20 protein-coding genes are annotated in these 17,686 nt (G+C 66.2%); 11 read left to right on the plus strand and 9 right to left on the minus strand.

Going from position 1 to position 17,686, the window contains the following annotated elements:
• Positions 1-41: 41 nt before the first annotated feature.
• Positions 42-380 (minus strand): glycine zipper 2TM domain-containing protein, encoded by a 339-nt coding sequence (locus NZL82_RS04675; protein ID WP_261268597.1) that lies wholly within the window; start codon positions 378-380, stop codon positions 42-44.
• Positions 381-570: 190 nt separating this feature from the next.
• On the opposite strand from NZL82_RS04675, the gene NZL82_RS04680 reads away from it, so the two are divergent.
• Positions 571-1,584 carry an esterase-like activity of phytase family protein gene (locus NZL82_RS04680; RefSeq protein ID WP_261268598.1) on the plus strand — a complete coding sequence of 338 codons (1,014 nt, stop codon included), beginning with the start codon at positions 571-573 and terminating at the stop codon, positions 1,582-1,584.
• Positions 1,585-1,767: 183 nt separating this feature from the next.
• Here the strand turns inward: NZL82_RS04680 and rpmB are convergent, their stop codons facing one another.
• Positions 1,768-2,076, minus strand: a complete 309-nt coding sequence (gene rpmB, locus NZL82_RS04685; RefSeq protein ID WP_056432158.1) for a 50S ribosomal protein L28 — start codon at positions 2,074-2,076, stop codon at positions 1,768-1,770.
• A 161-nt stretch (positions 2,077-2,237) separates the two neighbouring features.
• Between rpmB and NZL82_RS04690 the strand changes: the two genes are divergently transcribed.
• Complete coding sequence (locus NZL82_RS04690) at positions 2,238-2,450, plus strand: hypothetical protein (RefSeq protein WP_261268599.1); 213 nt, start codon at positions 2,238-2,240, stop codon at positions 2,448-2,450.
• An 86-nt stretch (positions 2,451-2,536) separates the two neighbouring features.
• Positions 2,537-2,965 (plus strand): nucleoside deaminase, encoded by a 429-nt coding sequence (locus NZL82_RS04695; RefSeq protein ID WP_261268662.1) that lies wholly within the window; start codon positions 2,537-2,539, stop codon positions 2,963-2,965.
• A 7-nt stretch (positions 2,966-2,972) separates the two neighbouring features.
• Here NZL82_RS04695 and NZL82_RS04700 read toward each other — a convergent pair whose 3' ends face one another.
• Complete coding sequence (locus NZL82_RS04700) at positions 2,973-3,107, minus strand: hypothetical protein (RefSeq protein WP_261268600.1); 135 nt, start codon at positions 3,105-3,107, stop codon at positions 2,973-2,975.
• A 231-nt stretch (positions 3,108-3,338) separates the two neighbouring features.
• Complete coding sequence (locus tag NZL82_RS04705; protein ID WP_261268601.1) at positions 3,339-4,016, minus strand: OmpA family protein; 678 nt, start codon at positions 4,014-4,016, stop codon at positions 3,339-3,341.
• Between the two features lie 144 nt (positions 4,017-4,160).
• Here NZL82_RS04705 and NZL82_RS04710 point away from each other — a divergent pair, with 144 nt between their 5' ends.
• Positions 4,161-5,462: a hemolysin family protein gene (locus tag NZL82_RS04710; protein WP_261268602.1), complete on the plus strand. Its 1,302-nt coding sequence runs from the start codon at positions 4,161-4,163 to the stop codon at positions 5,460-5,462.
• Here the strand turns inward: NZL82_RS04710 and NZL82_RS04715 are convergent.
• The gene (locus NZL82_RS04715; RefSeq protein WP_261268603.1) at positions 5,449-5,751 is read right to left on the minus strand and encodes a hypothetical protein; all 303 of its coding nucleotides are present in this window, start codon (positions 5,749-5,751) and stop codon (positions 5,449-5,451) included. The two genes, NZL82_RS04710 and NZL82_RS04715, sit on opposite strands and share 14 nt — an antisense overlap.
• A gap of 238 nt (positions 5,752-5,989) precedes the next feature.
• Here NZL82_RS04715 and NZL82_RS04720 point away from each other — a divergent pair, with 238 nt between their 5' ends.
• A complete protein-coding gene (locus NZL82_RS04720; protein WP_261268604.1) occupies positions 5,990-6,865 on the plus strand; it encodes a hypothetical protein in 876 nt (291 codons plus the stop codon).
• 87 nt (positions 6,866-6,952) lie between these two features.
• On the opposite strand, the gene NZL82_RS04725 is transcribed toward NZL82_RS04720, so the two are convergent.
• Genes NZL82_RS04725 through purD form a run of 3 tightly spaced genes read right to left on the minus strand, consistent with a single transcriptional unit; the run spans position 6,953 to position 9,584 of the window.
• A complete protein-coding gene (locus NZL82_RS04725) occupies positions 6,953-7,513 on the minus strand; it encodes a hydrolase (RefSeq protein WP_261268605.1) in 561 nt (186 codons plus the stop codon).
• Positions 7,514-7,548: 35 nt separating this feature from the next.
• Entirely contained in the window at positions 7,549-8,250 is a 702-nt protein-coding gene (locus tag NZL82_RS04730; protein WP_261268606.1) for a hypothetical protein, read from the minus strand.
• A 50-nt stretch (positions 8,251-8,300) separates the two neighbouring features.
• Positions 8,301-9,584 carry a phosphoribosylamine--glycine ligase gene (gene purD / locus NZL82_RS04735; protein WP_261268607.1) on the minus strand — a complete coding sequence of 428 codons (1,284 nt, stop codon included), beginning with the start codon at positions 9,582-9,584 and terminating at the stop codon, positions 8,301-8,303.
• Here purD and xseA point away from each other — a divergent pair.
• Genes xseA through NZL82_RS04750 form a run of 3 tightly spaced genes read left to right on the plus strand, consistent with a single transcriptional unit; the run spans position 9,583 to position 12,162 of the window.
• Complete coding sequence (xseA, locus tag NZL82_RS04740; protein ID WP_261268608.1) at positions 9,583-11,037, plus strand: exodeoxyribonuclease VII large subunit; 1,455 nt, start codon at positions 9,583-9,585, stop codon at positions 11,035-11,037. The two genes, purD and xseA, sit on opposite strands and share 2 nt — an antisense overlap.
• 19 nt (positions 11,038-11,056) lie before the next feature.
• On the plus strand, positions 11,057-11,257 hold the full coding sequence (locus NZL82_RS04745; protein WP_261268609.1) for a DUF2093 domain-containing protein: 201 nt from the start codon (positions 11,057-11,059) through the stop codon (positions 11,255-11,257).
• Entirely contained in the window at positions 11,254-12,162 is a 909-nt protein-coding gene (locus tag NZL82_RS04750; protein WP_261268610.1) for a M23 family metallopeptidase, read from the plus strand. Before NZL82_RS04745 ends, NZL82_RS04750 begins: the two co-directional genes overlap by 4 nt.
• Positions 12,163-12,179: 17 nt before the next feature.
• Here the strand turns inward: NZL82_RS04750 and NZL82_RS04755 are convergent, their stop codons facing one another.
• Positions 12,180-12,692, minus strand: coding sequence for a hypothetical protein (locus tag NZL82_RS04755; protein WP_261268611.1), 513 nt, complete (start codon positions 12,690-12,692; stop codon positions 12,180-12,182).
• A gap of 222 nt (positions 12,693-12,914) precedes the next feature.
• Between NZL82_RS04755 and NZL82_RS04760 the strand changes: the two genes are divergently transcribed.
• The 3 genes from NZL82_RS04760 to NZL82_RS04770 all read left to right on the plus strand — a co-directional run bounded on the left by NZL82_RS04760 (position 12,915) and on the right by NZL82_RS04770 (position 17,568).
• On the plus strand, positions 12,915-15,860 hold the full coding sequence (locus tag NZL82_RS04760; RefSeq protein WP_261268612.1) for a TonB-dependent receptor domain-containing protein: 2,946 nt from the start codon (positions 12,915-12,917) through the stop codon (positions 15,858-15,860).
• A gap of 146 nt (positions 15,861-16,006) precedes the next feature.
• Positions 16,007-16,162, plus strand: coding sequence for a hypothetical protein (locus NZL82_RS04765; RefSeq protein WP_261268613.1), 156 nt, complete (start codon positions 16,007-16,009; stop codon positions 16,160-16,162).
• Positions 16,163-16,272: 110 nt separating this feature from the next.
• Entirely contained in the window at positions 16,273-17,568 is a 1,296-nt protein-coding gene (locus NZL82_RS04770; RefSeq protein ID WP_261268614.1) for an aspartyl/asparaginyl beta-hydroxylase domain-containing protein, read from the plus strand.
• The last annotated feature ends 118 nt before the right edge of the window (positions 17,569-17,686 follow it).

The raw sequence follows: 17,686 nt of genomic DNA on the forward strand, positions 1-17,686 counted from the left end.
GCAAGGGCGGGTGGGCCGGTGGGCCCGCCCGCCCTATTCGTTTAACCGCAATAGCCCGGACGGCCCGACCGCTCGATCGCCCGGCCCGCCAGCGCCCCCGCGCCGCCGCCGATCAGCGTGCCCAGCGTGCGGTCGCCCTGCGTGTCGATGGTCCGGCCCAGCAGGCCGCCCGCGACGGCGCCCACGATGGTGCCCGTCGTGCCCGAACGGCGGCACTTCTGGCTGCGATATTCCGCCGCCGCGCCGTCGCGATAGCCGCGATCATAGCGATCGGCATGATAGGCCCGACGATAGCGGTGCGCATCCGCCGCGGTGGCGGGCAGGACGGCGCCGCCGATCATCGCCAGCGTGGTCGCGGCCAGGGTCAGGGTCTTCATCATGGTCTCACTCCCGAAACGTCATCGATCGACGGTCCCGTCCGTCGTCGTTGAAGCCGTAATGATCGATTCGGATTGAGCGCTTCCTGAATGCCGCGGTTATCCGCCGTTCAGCTATCCGCCCGTCGGGTGACGGGGCCGCGTCGAAAACGAATAAGGCTGTCGTGCTGCGCCGCAGCGCGTATGAGGCGTCATGCGCATCCTCCTGTCCTGCCTGTTGATTCTGGCCTTGGTGCCGGGATGGGCGGGGCGTGATCGCCTGCCCCTTTATGAAGGCGCACCGCAGATGGATGCGCATCGGGTCGCGCTGGACCCGCATGATCCGTCGCGGCGTCGGCTGGGTGCGCTGACCTATCTGGGCGGGGTCGAATTGACCGGGCGATCCCCGGCCTTTGGCGGGTTCTCGTCACTGACCGTCTCTGGCGAGCATTTCATGCTGCTCAGCGATGGGGGCAATGTCGCGCGTTTCACCATGGGGGCCGATTGGAAGCCGCATGGCCTGCGCTTCGACAATCTTCCCTCGGGGCCTGCGAACGGATGGCTCAAATCCGATCGGGACAGCGAGTCGCTGGCGGTCGATCCGACCACGGGCACGCTGTGGGTGGGGTTCGAGAATTTCAACCAGATCTGGCGCTACGCCCCCGACTTCGCCCGTGCGGAGGGCTATGTCGCGCCACCCGCCATGGCGGACTGGCCCGGCAATGGCGGTCCCGAATCGCTTGCGCGGATGCCCGATGGGCGATTCGTCACCATCTCGGAAGAAGCGAGGATCGACCGCCCGCGCTGGCGGGGCAGCGCGGAGGCGCGCCGGTGGAGTCGCCAAGGGTTGATCTTCGCGGGCGATCCGCTGCGCCACCGGCCCCGGCGTTTCGCCTATATGGTCTCGCCAAATCACGATGTCGCGGACGTGGCCGCGCTGCCCGATGGCGCGCTGATCGTGGTCGAGCGGCAATTCCGCCTGCCATTCCGCTTTTCGAATCGCATCATGTACGTACCCGCCGCCGAGGTCGCGCCGGGGCGGGTGGCGCGGGGGCGCCTGCTGGCGGAACTCGACGCGCCGCTGATCCACGACAATTTCGAGGGGGTGGCGGTGACCCATGAAGCCGGGGCAACGATCCTGTGGCTGGTGTCGGATGACAACCAGTTTCCGTTAGAGCGCACCTATCTATTGAAATTCCGGCTGGATCGGCGGCCCGCAGAGCGGTGATTCGTTGGGGCTTGGGGTTTCGCCTGGGCCGTCCAGTGGACGACAAGCCAGTCGCTCAGGATAAAATTCGATGCCCGGTGCCGAAGCCGAAGGCGATACCCGACCCACATCTTGACCCCAACGACGAAAACCCGCCGCTCCGAAGAGCGGCGGGCTTCAACCCGTCAACCGGCCTGTCGCGAATTACGCGGCGGCGGCTTCGGTCTTGGCGGCGGCCAGCTTCTTGACGACGTCGCGCTTCAGGCGACGCACGCGCAGCGACAGCTGATCGTCCGAGGTCTTGACCAGCCAGTTGTCCAGGCCGCCATTATGCTCGACCGAACGCAGGCCGTGGGTCGAGACGCGCAGACGCACGCTCTTCTCCAGCGAATCGGAAATCAGCGTCACGTTCTGCAGATTCGGCAGGAACGTCCGCTTGGTCTTGTTGTTGGCGTGGGAAACATTGTTGCCCACCTGCCGGCCCTTGCCGGTCAGCTCGCAAATGCGCGACATGATCGTTATCCTGGTTTCAGGCAGTGCCCGGAAAGGCCGCGCCGATACCCCGTCCCGACAGGCACGTCAACCGATTCCCCATCGCGGCCCATCACATCGTCGTGCAACCGCCCTGTCGGCAGGCGCGTTGTTACGGCCACGAACCTGTTGGAGCCAGAGCCATGCGCGCCTTTCTCGTCCTTATCGGCATCGTCCTATTGCTGGCCGCAGGTGCCATGGCCATGGGCTGGATCAGCATCGACCAGACCCGCCCCGCCGTCGTCCAAGCCCCGGCCTTCCGCGCCGAAGGGCCCAAGGTGTCGGTCGGCACGACCCAGAAGACGGTAGAGGTGCCGACCGTCTCGGTCGAGAAGCCCGCCGACAACGCCCAGTAAGAAGTCGCGAGTCGCATATCGTCTGCCCCCTTGTCCCGCTCGGCAGCGCGGGGCAGGTAGGAGCGATGTTCCCGCTTCCCGCCCCGATGCGCGCCGCGCTCGATGCCGCTGTCCGGGCGGCGGCGGCGGGCGAAGTGCCGGTGGGCGCGGTGGTGGTCCGGAACGGCGAGATCGTGGCGGTCGCCGCCAATGCGCCGCGCCGACTGCACGATCCCACCGCTCATGCCGAAATCCAGGCAATCCGCGCCGCCGCCGCGTCGCTCGGGCGCGACCGGCTGGAGGATTGCGACCTCTGGGTCACGCTGGAACCCTGCGCCATGTGTGCGGGCGCGATCGCCCATGCGCGAATCGTCCGCCTCTATTACGGTGCCAGCGACCCCAAGGGCGGGGCCGTTGAGCATGGCCCCCGTTTCTTCGCCCAACCGACATGCCATCACCGGCCCGAAATCTATACCGGCATCGGGGAAGGGGAGGCGGCGGCTCTGTTGCGCGATTTCTTCGCGGCGCGACGGTAAGGGAACATCACTTCTGGCGTGGGTGGGCCGCGAACCGGCGCATAAGGCTCGTCACGAGGAAACCACTGGCTCCGCCGACCGCCGCCGCGCGCCAGAGCTGATGAGGTGCGATATTCCAGCGATCGAGGATCGTCAGCGCCACAAACACGAAAACCCCGGTCAACAACGCCGGAGCCTAGCGGGCGGCAAGCCATCCTCCGACCTTTTCGCGCGCCGCCATACCGGTTCGCCCTCTCTTTCCGATCATGACCGACAAATCAGATCGCGAGTGACATCGGCATGACGAGGGCATGACATGCGGCCGCCCAATGAAAAGGGCCCGGACGGCATTCCGTCCGAGCCCCTCTTCACGCGGCGTCCGAGCGCCTCATCATCAGCGCAGGTCGCCCTCGCGGATCGGAACGATCTTGATCTCGACCCGGCGGTTGGCGGCGCGGCCTTCCTCGGTGTCGTTCGAGGCGATCGGCTGCGACTTGCCGAAGCCGCGCGTGCCGATTCGGGCGGGCTGTACCCCGCGCGAGGCGAGATAGTCCGCCACCGACACCGCGCGCTGTTCGGACAGGCGCTGGTTATAGGCATCGCTGCCGGTCGAATCGGTATGGCCGTACACGTCGATATAGGTCTGCTTATATTGCGACAGGATGTCGGCCACCTGGTCCAACGTCTGGCGGAACTGCGGCTGCACCGTCGACGAGTTATAGGCGAAGGTGATGCCCGAGGGCAGGTTCAGCAGCAGGTCGTCGCCCTGGCGAACCACCTGCACATCGGTGCCCGCGGTGCGGGCGCGCAGGTCGCGTTCCTGCTTGTCCATATACGCGCCGATCCCCGCCCCGGCGAGGCCGCCAATGCCGGCGCCCAGAATCTTCTCGGTCCGGTCGCGCCGACCGCCGACCAGATCGCCCAGCAGATAACCGCCCACCGCGCCGCCGATGCCGCCGATCGCGGCCTTGGAGAGACGCTGTTGACCGGTTTCGGGATCGGTGGTGCAGGCCGAGGTGGCGACGAGGGCGGACAGCGCAGCGGCAGTCAGAAACTTGGCGGGCAGTCGCATAAACATGATCCTTGTTAGTTTTGGACGGCGTCTCGACCCCCGGAACGCCGCGTCGGACCGCCTTGTTCCGCAGGTGAACTGAACGGAACATGACGAGAGGAGTTGTCGAAGCCCTGTCCGGCCCGCTATGAGCACCTCACAACGATGGCAACGCTGCCCCCCTTTCCGTGGATCGACGTCCTCATCATCCTCGCGCTCGTCGCGTTGAACGGGGCGTTCGCGATGAGCGAACTGGCGATCGTATCCGCCCGGCGTGCCCGGCTGGAGGCGATGGCGCGAAGCGGGCGCAAGGGGGCGCAGGCCGCGCTCACCCTGGCCGCCGATCCGGGCAAGTTCCTGTCGACCGTTCAGATCGGGATTACCCTGACCGGGATCATCGCAGGCGCCTATTCCGGGGCGAGCCTGGGCACGCCCACGGCGGCCCGGTTGCAGGCCTGGGGCGTGCCCGCCGCCACCGCCGCGACGCTGGGCTTCGCGCTGGTCATCGGGCTAACCACCTATGCCTCGCTGATCCTGGGCGAACTGGTCCCCAAGCAATTCGCGCTGCGCAAGCCCGAGCCGATCGCCGCCTTCGTCGCGGTGCCGATGCGCTGGCTGGCCATCGTCACCGCGCCGATCGTCTGGGTGCTCGATTCGACCAGCGGGGTGATCTTCAAGCTGCTTGGCCTGAATCGCGACAATGAGGATCAGGTGACGGCCGAGGAACTGCACCTGATCGTCGCCGAGGCGTCCAAGTCCGGCGTCATCGAGGAGCATGAGCGCTCGATCATTTCGGGCGTGGTGCGGCTGGCCGACCGGCCGGTGCGCGAAGTGATGACGCCGCGTACCGAGATCGACTGGCTCGACTGCACCCTGGATGACGAGGCGATCCGCGCCAAGCTGCTGGAAAGCCCGCGCACCCGCCTGCCGGTGGGCGAAGGGTCGATCGACGCGGTGGTCGGCGTGGTCCAGGCGCGCGACATCGCCATGGCACTGTTCCGGGGCGAGCGGCTCGACCTGAAGCAGTTGATGCGCAAGGCGCCCGTCGTCATCGACCGGATCGACGCGATGGACGTGCTGCTGGCGCTGCGCCAGGCCGAGGTGCCGATGGCGCTGATCCATGACGAGTACGGCCATTTCGAAGGGATCGTGACCCCGTCCGATCTGCTGGCGGCGATCGCGGGCGAATTCGCCTCCGACGCCGATCCGGGCGATGCGCCCTCGGTGGTCGAGCGTGACGACGGATCGCTGCTGGTCGCGGGGACGATGGCGGCGGATGCGCTGGCCGACCGACTGGGCATCGACCTGCCCGACGACCGCGATTATGCGACCGTGGCCGGGCTGGCGCTCGCCGTATTCCGCCATCTGCCCGGCGAGGGCGAGAGTTTCGTCGAGCAGGGCTGGCGCTTCGAAGTGGTCGATCTCGACGGGCGGCGGATCGACAAGCTGCTGGTCAGCGAGGCTTAGGGGCGGCTCCACTTCCGGCCCGGTGCGGCTCTCCGGTAAAGCCGATCCGCTCGAACCCCGCCCTCTGGGCGAAATAGATGATTCCCCCGATGCAGCGATAGGGAAGGGCGGGGCCACCGACGATCGAGGCCGTCGCCCAGCTTTTGCGCAGATCTTGCAGCTTCGCCGTCATGGTCGCGCTGTCCTTCGGCAGGATGAAGGACTCTCCTTCGATATGCACGAGGCAAGTGTTGGGTGGTGTGTAAGTCGTAGTGATAGCGAGATCTTTGGGTTCTTGTTCGATCGCCATGCCTGTTCCGGCAAACACAAGGGCCGCCATAGCGATAGTGATCGACCATAACCTCATCATGACAGGCTATCGATAGTCATAGCTGCATGCAATATCGCTAAAAAGCGCGAGCGCCGATAATTGTCTTACCGGTTGTCGGTTGTCGGCAATGGTGCCACGATGCGCCATGCCGATTCTGCTGCCATTATTGTTCGCCGCTACCTCCGTTGCTGCCGTGCCCTGTGCCGATGGAGACTGGATGTTTCAGTCGGGCAGAACGACATTGTTCCAGTTCGGTATCCATTCCTCGGCAAAAGGACTGGGGGCGAGCTGGGAGCGGCCGCAACATTTCGAATCGGATGGGGAATATATTACCAAGGTGCGCGGGCCCATCGTCCGGCGTATCGCGCGATCGGTCCGACCGATGGGCGAAGATTTGGAACTGACCTTCGACGATCCCGAACCGAATAGCGAGCCGGACGTGTTTCGCGTCCATTGCGAGACGGACGGAACGCTGACCGCCTCCTATGCTCTGTTCCAAACCGATCCGGTGCATCTGGCGCGGGCGTCGGCCAATAGGTCGACATTGGGGCGGTGGGACGTCGCTCGCGCCTATCCGGTCGTCACCTCGCGCCCGACCAATGCCGAGATGACTGCGATCTTTGAAGCGGATCAGAAGGATCGCATGTCCCCCTCGATCGACTGGACCGTCGTGAGTGCCGCCGACAAGAAGCGCAGGGCGAGGACGCAGCAACTGCTCGATTCGGGGGCGTTGCAGAGCGGGGATGATTTCTATCATGCCGCCTTCCTCTTCCAGCATGGCGATGGGCCGAACGACCATCTGAAGGCGCATCTGCTCGCCATGATCGCCGTGGCGCGGGGCAAGCCGCAGGCAGTATGGATCGCCTCTGCCACGCTCGATCGGTATCTCCAGTCGATCGGCCAATCGCAGGTGTTGGGAACGCAGTATCGGGTCCCGCGTGGCGGCAAGGCGACGCAGGAACCCTACGACCGGACTCTGGCGTCCGACGCCATGCGGCGGGCGCTGCGCGTGCCTCCGCTGGCGGAGCAGGAGCAACAACGCCAGTCCTATGACGAGGCGCCCGCTACCGAGGGGAAGACATCCGCACCCTGACCATCTCGCTCGATGGGCCCAGGCATATCGGATGATCGCCATGGCCCGCGCGAAGCCATAGGCATAGTCGGATCGACCGCCTCAGGGTCAGCGTTGCAGTTCGATTGCCTCCGACGCCACCACCCGCGAAATCATGGGCAGGATGTTCGCGACCGCAAATTCGTGCATTTCCGCCGAGCGCGACGCACAGGCGTCCTCGGCGATGACCACGTCATAGGACAATTCCCAGGCCGAGCGCGCCGTCGACTCGACGCCCATATTGGTGGAAATTCCCGCGATCACCACCGTCCGGATGCCGCGCCGGCGGAGATGCAGGTCCAGGTCGGTGCCGGTGAATGCCCCCCAATGATGTTTGAGCACGACAATGTCGCCCGGCTGGCGCAGACCGGCGACCAGTTTGCTGAATTCCGGGGGAGATCCTTCGGAGGGCAAGCCGGGGCGGTCGACATTCTGGCTGGGCAGGGTGTCGGGGGTGAAGCCGACATGGACCAGCACCACCGGCGCGCCCGCCGCGCGGAACCGGTCGGCGAGAGTCTTGGCGGTCCGCACCACCTCGTCGCCCGATCGCGGTCCCTTGGCATAGGGAAGAATTCCATCCTGCAAGTCGATCAGGATCAAGGCGGTCGATGCGGGGGACAGGGTGGTCATCGCCGCTGAACCGTCAAAGGCGCTCCGCCGTTCCGTCAGAGCCTGCCGAACACCGCCTCGAACCCCGCCCGGTCGCCGGCCGCCAGCAAGCGCGCCTGCTCCAGCCAGCGATCACGTCCCATACGGCCCGAAAACGGCCCCAGTTGCGCATCCAGCGCCTGCGCCTGCGCCTCGCTGAGCGAGGCCATGTCGCCGACCGTAGCGATGCCATGCTCGGCCAGCTTCTGGGTCAGCTTGGGACCCAGCCCCTTGAGCAGCGTGATCGGCTGATCCTCGGGGCGGTCGAGCGGGGCGGCGGTGGGGGCCGCCTCCGCCGCCGGGCTGGCGGACAGCGGCGCGGCGGCGGCGACCGGTTCGTCGCTCAGCGGCTCCGGGGCGGCCACCGGCTCCTCCGGCGCCGTCGGGACGGGCATGACCGGCGGCGGGACGGGTGCGGGGGTGGGAGCCGGGTCAGGCGCAGGTGTCGGCACCGGCTTGGGCTGGGTCAGCGAGGCTTCGCTCAACGGCGCGGTATCGGGGGCGCGGAGGGTCATGCCCGCATCCTGGGCATTTTCCTGCACCTGGCGTGCGGCATGAGTGCGGCGGCGCTTCAAACGCATGCCGATGATGATCACCGCGATCGCCGCCAGCGCGACGAGCGCGATCAGGGCGAAATGGATGGTGGTGATGGTCGCCACGCCATCGGGGATCAGGCTCTCGGCCGGTGCGGCCCCGGTTGCTGCCGTCGTATCGTTCATCGCGTTACCCTATTGTCCCACAGCCGCAATCGCGAGCCCAATCGACGGGGTCAGTCCCCGGTTCCAGCATCCGCTTCGCGCGCGACCTCGCGCCAGCCGATGTCGCGGCGGCAAAAGCCGTCGGGGAAGCGGATCGCATCGACTGCGCGGTAGGCGGCGGCCTGCGCCTCGCGCACGGAGCGTGCACTGGCGGTCACGGCCAGCACGCGACCGCCGCTGGCGACCAGCGTCTCGCCGTCCATCCGGGTTCCCGCCTGGAACACGACCGCGCCGGTCGCCTCGGCGGCGTCGATCGCCGCGATGCTGCCACCCGCCTTGGGCGTGCCGGGATAGCCGGCCGCAGCCATCACCACGGTCAGCGCCGGGTCGGGCGAGAAGCTCGGTGCAGGGATTTCCGCCAGCCGCCCCTCGGCCACCGCCAGCATCACCGCCAGCAGATCGCCCTGGAAGCGCAGCATCAGCACCTGGCATTCGGGGTCGCCGAACCGCGCATTATATTCTATCAGCTTGGGCCCCTGCTCGGTCAGCATCAGCCCGGCATAGAGCACACCGGAAAAGGGTGTCCCCTCGGCGCGCAGCGTATCGACGGTCGGGCGGACGATCCGGTCGATCGCCTGTTGCTCCAGTTCGGGCGTCAGGACGCGCGCGGGGCTATAGGCGCCCATGCCGCCGGTATTGGGGCCGGTATCGCCGTCGCTGACCCGCTTGTGATCCTGCGCCGAGCCGAAGGGGAGCAAGGCCTCGCCATCGGTCAGGATGAAGAGGCTGGCCTCCTCGCCATCGAGGAATTCCTCGATCACCACTTCGGCGCCCGGTACCGAGAACAGGTCGGTGATCGCGGCATCCGCCTCCGCTTGGGTGAAGGCGACGGTCACGCCCTTGCCCGCGGCCAGCCCGTCCGCCTTGATGACCACCGGCAGGCCGAAGGTGCTGGCGAGCGCGGCCTGCGCCTCTTCCAGCGTGGAGACGCGGACATAACCGGCGGTCGGGATGTCGGCGCGGCGGCAGAGATCCTTGGTGAAACCCTTGGAGCCCTCCAGTTGCGCGGCGGCCTTACTGGGACCGAAGACGGGAATGCCCGCGGCGCGCAGCGAATCGGTCAGCCCGTCGACCAGCGGCGCTTCGGGCCCGACCACGACCAGACCGATGGCGTTGGCGCGCGCGAAATCGACCACGGCACCGTGATCGGTCGCGTTCAGCGCGACGCAGGTCGCATGGGCGGCAATACCGGGGTTGCCGGGCGCGGCGTAGAGCGTATCTAACCCGTTCGACTGTGCCAGCTTCCACGCCAGCGCGTGTTCGCGGCCACCCGATCCCAGCAACAGGACGTTCATGCCCGATCCTTATCCCTATGACGAAAGTTCGAGGCTGGTAGCCGAGGAGATCGCCGGCGACAACGCGCTCGCGCTATCCGTCGGCGAACTCAGCCTCAAGCTGAAGCGGATGGTGGAGGGCGAATTCGGCCATGTCCGCCTGCGCGGCGAGATTTCGGGGTATAAGCGCGCCACCTCGGGCCATGTCTATATGAGCCTGAAGGACGAGAATGCGGTCATCGACGCGGTGATGTGGAAGGGCGCGGCCAACACGCTGCCCTTCCAGCCGCAGGACGGGGTGGAGGTGATCGCCACCGGCCGCCTGACCACCTTCCCCGGCCGGTCCAAATACCAGATCGTCGTCGAGCGGATGGAATTGGCGGGCGCGGGTGCGCTGATGGCGCTGCTCGAAAAGCTGAAGGCCAAGCTGGCGGGCGAGGGGCTGTTCGCGCGCGAGCGAAAGAAGCCGCTTCCCTTCATGCCGCCGGTGATCGGCGTCGTCACCTCGCCGACCGGCGCGGTGATCCGCGACATCCTCCACCGGCTGGAGGATCGCTGTCCCACCCATGTCATAGTCTGGCCGGTCAAGGTGCAGGGCGCGGGCTCGGCGGAGGAGGTTGCCGCCGCGATCCGAGGCTTCGACGCGATCGCGCCCGGCGGCCCGGTGCCGCGCCCCGACCTGGTGATCGTCGCGCGCGGCGGCGGCTCAATCGAGGATCTATGGTCGTTCAACGAGGAAATCGTCGTTCGCGCGGTCGCCGACTGCGCGATTCCGATCATCTCGGCGGTGGGGCATGAGACCGATACGACGCTCTGCGACTATGCCGCCGACCTGCGCGCGCCGACCCCCACTGCGGCGGCGGAGATCGCGGTACCGGTGCTCGCCGATCTGCGCCTGACCATCGCCAGCCACCGCCAGCGCACCGAACGCTGTGCGCGCCGCTATGTCGAGCGCGGGCGCGAGCGGCTGGACGCCATGGCGCGGCTATTGCCCAAGCGCGACCAGTTGCTTGGCCCCCAGCGCCAACGCGCCGACGAAGCGGGCGCACGGCTCGATCGCGGGCTGGAGCGGCGGGTTACGCTGGCGCGTGGCGGGCTCGACCGCGCGGGGGCGGCGCTGCGCCCGGCGATCCTGGAGCGTCAGGTCGAGCGTGGTCGCGACCGGCTGGCCTCGACCTGGCGGCTGGTCCAGTCGCTCAATCCCGACCGGATCCTGGAGCGGGGCTATGCCCGCATCACCGCACGGCCCGGCGGCGAGACGCTGTCCTCGGCCGAGGCGGCACGGGCGGCGGACACGCTGACGCTGCGTTTCCGCGACGGAACGGTCGATGTCGCGGTGGATCAGGCGGGCGAGCGGGTCGGGGTTGAGCGGCCCGCGCCCAAAAACTATGACAAGCCCAAGCGGGAGCCCAAGGCCGACCAGCCCCAGCCCCAGCCCAAACAGGCCAAGCCGGATCAGCCGACGCTCCTCTGACGCTCTTGAAAGTGCCCCAATGCTGATGTCCAACACCGATCGCCCCGCACGGCTTCACTATATGGCCAATGGCTTTCGCGTCCTGTCGCCCGGCGACCATGTCGTCTGCGCGGTCACGGGTCGGCGCATCCCGCTGGAAGACCTGAAATATTGGAGCGCGGCGCGGCAGGAAGCCTATGCCGATGCGGAGGCGACCGCCAAGGTGCTGAGCCCGGAATGACGGCACGGGGCGGGGGGCTGGCGCTCGGCCTGCTGGTGTTGTCTGCCTGCATCACGCCGTCCGACGCCGCGCCGCCGCAGACCCCGTTGCGCCAGGACGCGCCGCCGCCGGCTCGACAGGTTGTATCCCCTTCGCCCACGCCGTTGACGCCGATTCGCTGGACGGGGCAACTCAGCCAGGGCGGCCTCGTCCGCGCACGGCTTGCCGACACGTCGTCGACGGTCGCGCTGGACGGCGAACCGATCGTGCCGGATGCGGATGGTACGTTCCTGATCGGCTTCGACCGCGATGCGAAGCCGACCGCCGACCTGTGCATCACGTCGCGGATCACTGGCGCGGACCTGCACCAGACGCTGACCATCGCGCCGCGCGCCTGGCGGATCGAGCGGCTGGACAGGCTGCCCAAATATCCCGTGCCCGATCCCGAATTCCAGCGGCTGCGCCCCGCCGAGCTCGAACAGATCCGCGCCGCCCGTGCGCAGACGACCAACGCGGAGGGCTGGCGCCAGACGCTGCAATGGCCGGTGACCGGGCGGATTTCCGGCCTGTTCGGCGCGCAGCGAATCTATCGCGGCGAACCGGGCAGCTATCATTCCGGCACCGACATCGCCGTGCCGACCGGTACGATCGTCCGTGCCCCCGCCGATGGCGTGGTGATCCTGGCCGCCCGGCAGCCCTTCACGCTGGAAGGGCATTTGCTGATGCTCGACCACGGCCAGGGACTCAACAGCGCCTTTCTGCACCTGTCGCGCATCGACGTCGGCATCGGCGATCATGTGCGGCAGGGGCAAGTCATCGGCGCGGTGGGCGCCACCGGGCGCGCCACCGGCCCGCATCTGCACTGGAGCCTGCAATGGAAGGGACGAAAGCTCGACCCGTTGCTGGTGACGGGGCCGATGCCGTGATAATGCGCGCCGCGCGGTTACCGGATACGCTTGGCCAGGACGGACCGCTCGCCCGACACCGATAGGCGATACCCGCCGAACGAGGCTTCCTTCACCGTTACCTTGGCTCCTGTCTTGGGCGGAAAGGAAAAGGCATCCAGGGTCTGCCAGACCGATCCATTGGCCAATTGCAAATCGAAGCGGCCATAGGCCTTGGCGGGCGCGATCGCGACGATCTGGCTGTCGAGCTGGCGGACTTCGGTCGCCTTGTCGGCCTCGCCGCCGCCGAACATCTCACCGGTTGGGGTCGCCAGTCCGAATCGCTGTTGCTTGCGTGCCACAACGGTCTTTCGATCGAGCACCAGCAAGTCACCCGATGCCCGCGCCCCCGCCAGGGCCTCCGCGGCCCGATCGTAACAGCGTAATCGCGCTGCGTCGCCGCGAACGTCGCGACATGCGGTCAACTCGTCGACCGCCTTGCCGCGATCACCGATTTGCTGCGCCGCCGCGACCGCAGGTATGCAAGACGCTAGAAAAAGAAGCCATTTCATATGCCTGAGTATCCTTCATTCAATTTCAGCGGCTGCGATGAAATTATGATGCGCGTTATGTGACGGTAATGTCACAGCGACGACAAACCTGAATTCAACGTCATGAAATAGATGGGTTTGGGTTTGCAACCATCGCCGACACCTTTGTAATAAAATGGCAGCACTCGGATATATTCGGGTCGAAAACGTCAGGTCATAAGGCCGACAAAAGGGGTTAAGCATATGAAAACAAATGCTCGCGTGCGCCTGCTGGCGTCCACGTTGCTGATGGGTGCAGGCTTCGTCGCCGCGCCCGGTCAGGCGCAGGTCATTGCGCAGGATCAGGCCGTCGAACAGACGAACAGCGACGGCACGCCCGTTACCGCCGAGTCCAGCCAGGGCGACATCGTCGTCACCGGCACTCTGATCCGCAACCCGAACCTCGTATCGTCCAGCCCGGTCGCCGTGGTTGGTCGCGAGGAACTGACCCTGCGTCAGACCAACACCGCCGAGGAAGTGCTGCGTCAGCTGCCCGGCGCGGTGCCCAGCATCGGCACCGCCGTGAACAACGGCAATGGCGGTGCGTCGTTCGTCAACCTGCGCAACCTGGGTTCGAACCGCAACCTCGTACTGATCGACGGCAAGCGTATCGCGACTGCGGGTCTGGGCGGTCAGACCGACCTCAACAACATCCCGCTCGCCCTGCTCGAGCGTATGGATGTGCTGACCGGCGGTGCGTCGACCTCCTACGGTGCGGACGCGGTGTCGGGTGTCGTCAACTTCGTGACCCGTTCGGACTTTTCGGGCGTCGATGCCTCGGCCAGCCAGCAGATTTCGCAGCGCGGCGACGGCAATTATTTCCGTGCTGACCTGACCATCGGTGCGAATTTCGACGACGGTCGCGGCAACGCTGTCTTCAGCGTCGGCTATCAGGAAGCGGACCCCATCTATCAGGGCGATCGCCCCTATTCGTCGAGCACGATCAGCTCGACCACCGGCCGCGCCGCCGGCGGTTCGCCGACTTCGGTTCCGACCTCGCTCGCCATCGCGGGTCAGTCGGGCCTGTTGCAGGTCAATCCCGGCAGCAACCTGCTGGTCACGCCGTATCAGGACTTCAATTTCAGCCCGTACAACATCTTCTTCACGCCGTTTAAGCGTTACAACATGTACGGCTCGGCGCATTACGACGTGTCGGATACCGTCACCGTCTATACGCGCGGCCTGTTCTCGAAGAACCGGGTGTCGACCATCATCGCACCGTCGGGCATCTTCGGCGAAGCGCTGACCATTCCGGGCAACAACCCGTATCTGCCCGCCGGCATTCGCGACCAGCTCTGCTCGGCCGCCGGGATCGCACTGGGCGCCACCTGCAACAGCAGCACCGCCATTCCGTTGCCGGAAGTGTATCGCCGCACCGTCGAGCTCGGGCCGCGCATCAGCGAGTATGAAACGACGCTGTTCGACTATACCGCCGGTGTCCGCCTGAACCTGACCAAGTCGATGAGCCTCGACGTGTACGGGTCCTATGGCGAAAGCCAGAACACCCAGACCCAGTCGGGTTACGTGCTGAAGTCACGCGTGCAGCAGGCGCTGAACGCGACGAACACCACGACCTGCACCGTCACCACCAATGGCTGCGTGCCGTTGAACCTCTTCGGTCAGGCGGGCAGCATCTCGCCGGAACAGGCCGCGTTCCTGAACGGTCAGAGCACGATCACCACCAAGACCCAGCTGTCGCAGGTCCATGCGCTGCTGAACGGCGACTTCGGCTTCGCGTCGCCCGCAGCCTCCACCCCGATCAGCTTCGCGGCCGGTGCGGAATATCGCGATTACGGCGCTCAGCGCATTCCAGACGCTTATGCCCTGGTTCCCGGCGAACTGGGCGGTGCGGGCGGCCCGGTCCTGCCGGTCAATGGCGGCTTCAACGTCACCGAGTTCTTCGGTGAGGTCATCGCCCCGCTGGTCGAGGACAAGCCGTTCTTCCGCAGCCTGACCGTCGAAGGCGGTATCCGCCAGTCGCGCTACAAGATCGACGCCACCGGTAACCCCAGCTTCAATGCCACCACCTGGAAGGCCGGCGGCAGCTGGGAACCGATTGCCGACTTCAAGCTGCGCGGCAACTATCAGCGTGCGGTTCGTGCGCCCAACATCAGCGAACTGTTCGCGCCGGTCTCGACCTATCTGGTCAACCTGACCGTCGATCCGTGCGCCGGTACGGCTCCGTCCAGCAACGCCAATCTGGCGGCGATCTGCTTGGCGCAGGGCGCTCCGGCGGCGGTGATCGGCTCGATCCAGAACCCGGCTTCGGGCCAGCCCAACGCGACCGGCGGCGGTAACCCGAACATTCGTCCGGAAGTTGCCGACACCTTCACCGTCGGCGCGATCCTGACCCCGCGTACGCTGGTCGAAGGGCTGACCATCAGCGTCGATTACTTCAACATCAAGATCAACCAGGCGATCACCGAAGCGACCCCGGCGGACATTCTGGCCGCTTGCTTCGGCAACATCACCGCCGCTTCGGCGACTTCGACGGCCTGCACCAGCATCCGTCGCAGCACCACCACGGGCCGCCTGAGCGGTTCGTCGGCGACGGTGGCGGGTCTGCCGCAGCCTTTGACCAACCTGGGCCGTATCGCGACCGACGGTATCGATCTGGGCGTCGACTATCGCCGGGACCTGGGCTTTGCGAAGTTGAACCTGAACTTCCAGGGCACCTGGACGAACAGCAACACCTTCCAGGCCTCGCCGAACTCGGTCGCGCGTGAATGCGTCGGCTATTACAGCGCCAACTGCCTGACCATCCAGCCGAAGTTCGCCTGGAACCAGCGCACCACGCTGACCTTTGGTGATGTCGACCTGTCGCTGCTGTGGCGTCATATCGATACGGTCCGTTACGAGCCGGGCCTGACCCCGCTCTTCTCGGGCGTCATCACCGGCAACACGTCGATCGCGGGCCAGAACTGGAACTTCAACCGGATCAAGGCCTATAACTATCTCGACCTGGGCACGCGTATCCGCGCGGCCGAGAATTTCGAATTCACGATCCTGGTGACCAACCTGCTGGACAAGCAGCCGCCGATCGTCGGTTCGAATGCCGGTTCGACCTCGTACAACAGCGGCAACACCTATCCGTCGACCTATGACGCGGTGGGTCGTGGCTTCCGCATCGGCGGCCGCATCCACTTCTAAGTCGGATGTTGGCGACCGATGTCGCTTATGGGAAAGGGCGGTCCGCAAGGGCCGCCCTTTTTTATTGAGGTTGTTTGATGATGCCGCAGCCTGGGGAGGTGGCCTTTGGGCTGCCGGTTTGCGAACCACCGCGACAACCGAGACGCATGCCGGTTTGGCTGCTCCTCGTCATGCTGACCATTCCGCTACTGGGTGTTTGGGCGTTTCTGGCACCAGGCTATTCGGTCGGCCTACGCCGTACCGCCTTTGTCTATACGGTGACGATGCTGGTTTTGGGATTGTTCGCCATGGCAGGCCGCTAGATACCGATTGTTCGAGCGCGTGGGGACGATCCGCCAGCGCGTTGGCGAAATTGCCGGTTCGGGCGGACGATGCTTGTAACCGCGCCGGTTCCGACCGCATAACGCGTGACATGACCCAGCCGCTTTCCGCGCCCGCCATGTCGTTGCTTCAACAGGCTCAAGCCGCCCAGGCAGCGGGGAATGTGCTGGGTTCGCGCCGGTTGCTGGATCAGGCGCTGGCGCAGGACGCCGACCATCCCATTCTCTGCAACGCGATGGGTATGAGCCTGTTGGCGAGCGATCCCGCCAAGGCCTCTACGTGGTTCGAGCGCGCCATCGCGGGCGATGCCGATGCACCGCCGCTTTGGATGAACCTGGCCACCGCGCGGCGCGATCGGGGCGATGTGGCGGGTGAACGCGACGCCCTCATGCAAGTTCTTCACCGGGATCAGCGGCACGTCATGGCCAATGTGCGCATGGCCGAATGGCACGAACGGGCGGGCGAGGAATCGCAAGCCCAGTTCCGCTGGCATGGCGTGGCGACGGTGCTGCAATCGCTACCCGAGCGTTCGCCGGGGTTGGAGCAGTTGCTGGCCCATGCGCAGGCACGTGTCACGGCGCGGGCGCAGGCGCTGGGGGATCGGCTCGACGCGGTCCTGACGCCACAATGGGGCGATATTCCCACCGATCGACGCCGACGCTTCGATCGTTGCGTCGATGCGCTGCTGGGACGCCGCGCCATCTATCACAATGCGTGTCACGGCGTGCATTTTCCCTTCCTGCCCGCCGACGAATTCTTCGAACGCGATCGCTTCCCCTGGTTCGCCGATCTGGAGGCCGCCACGCCGGCGATCCGTGCCGAGCTTGAGGCGCTTCTCGAGCTCCCCGACAGCGGTTTTACGCCCTATGTCGCGATGGAGGCCGGAACGCCGGAGAATAAATGGACCGCGCTCGATCATTCGGAAGCGTGGAGCGCGCGCTATCTGTGGCGTTACGGCGTGCGTGACGAGGCGATGGCGGCGGCCTGTCCCCAGACCATGGCACTGCTCGATCGACTGCCGCTGGCGCATATTCCCGGCAAGGGGCCGACCGCCTTCTTCTCGGTGCTGAAACCCGGCACCCGCCTGCCCGCGCATACCGGGGTCAGCAACGTTCGTGCGATCGTCCATCTGCCGCTGATCGTACCCGATGGATGCGGCTTTCGAGTCGGTGGCGAGACGCGCTCCTGGGTCGAAGGGCAGGCTTTCGCCTTCGACGACACGATCGAGCATGAAGCGTGGAATGACAGTGCGGAACTGCGTGCGGTCCTGATTCTCGACGCCTGGAATCCGCATTTGACCGACGAAGAGCGGGCGATGCTGCAAAATCTGTTCGTCGCACTTGGAAAGATCGAGGGCGCGAAGGCGCTTGCCGCCTTGGCCGAATAGGTCGCGCGCGCGGCTTTCCTGCAGATTCTGTCTGGCGGCCGTTGATGTAGCGGACGTCACCGCCCCGTCATACGAGCGGGCACACTTCACCGTGGCGCGACACGGATTGCCAGGTCGG

This window comes from Sphingomonas sp. LC-1, from assembly GCF_025371035.1.
Classification (GTDB): domain Bacteria; phylum Pseudomonadota; class Alphaproteobacteria; order Sphingomonadales; family Sphingomonadaceae; genus Sphingomonas; species Sphingomonas sanguinis_E.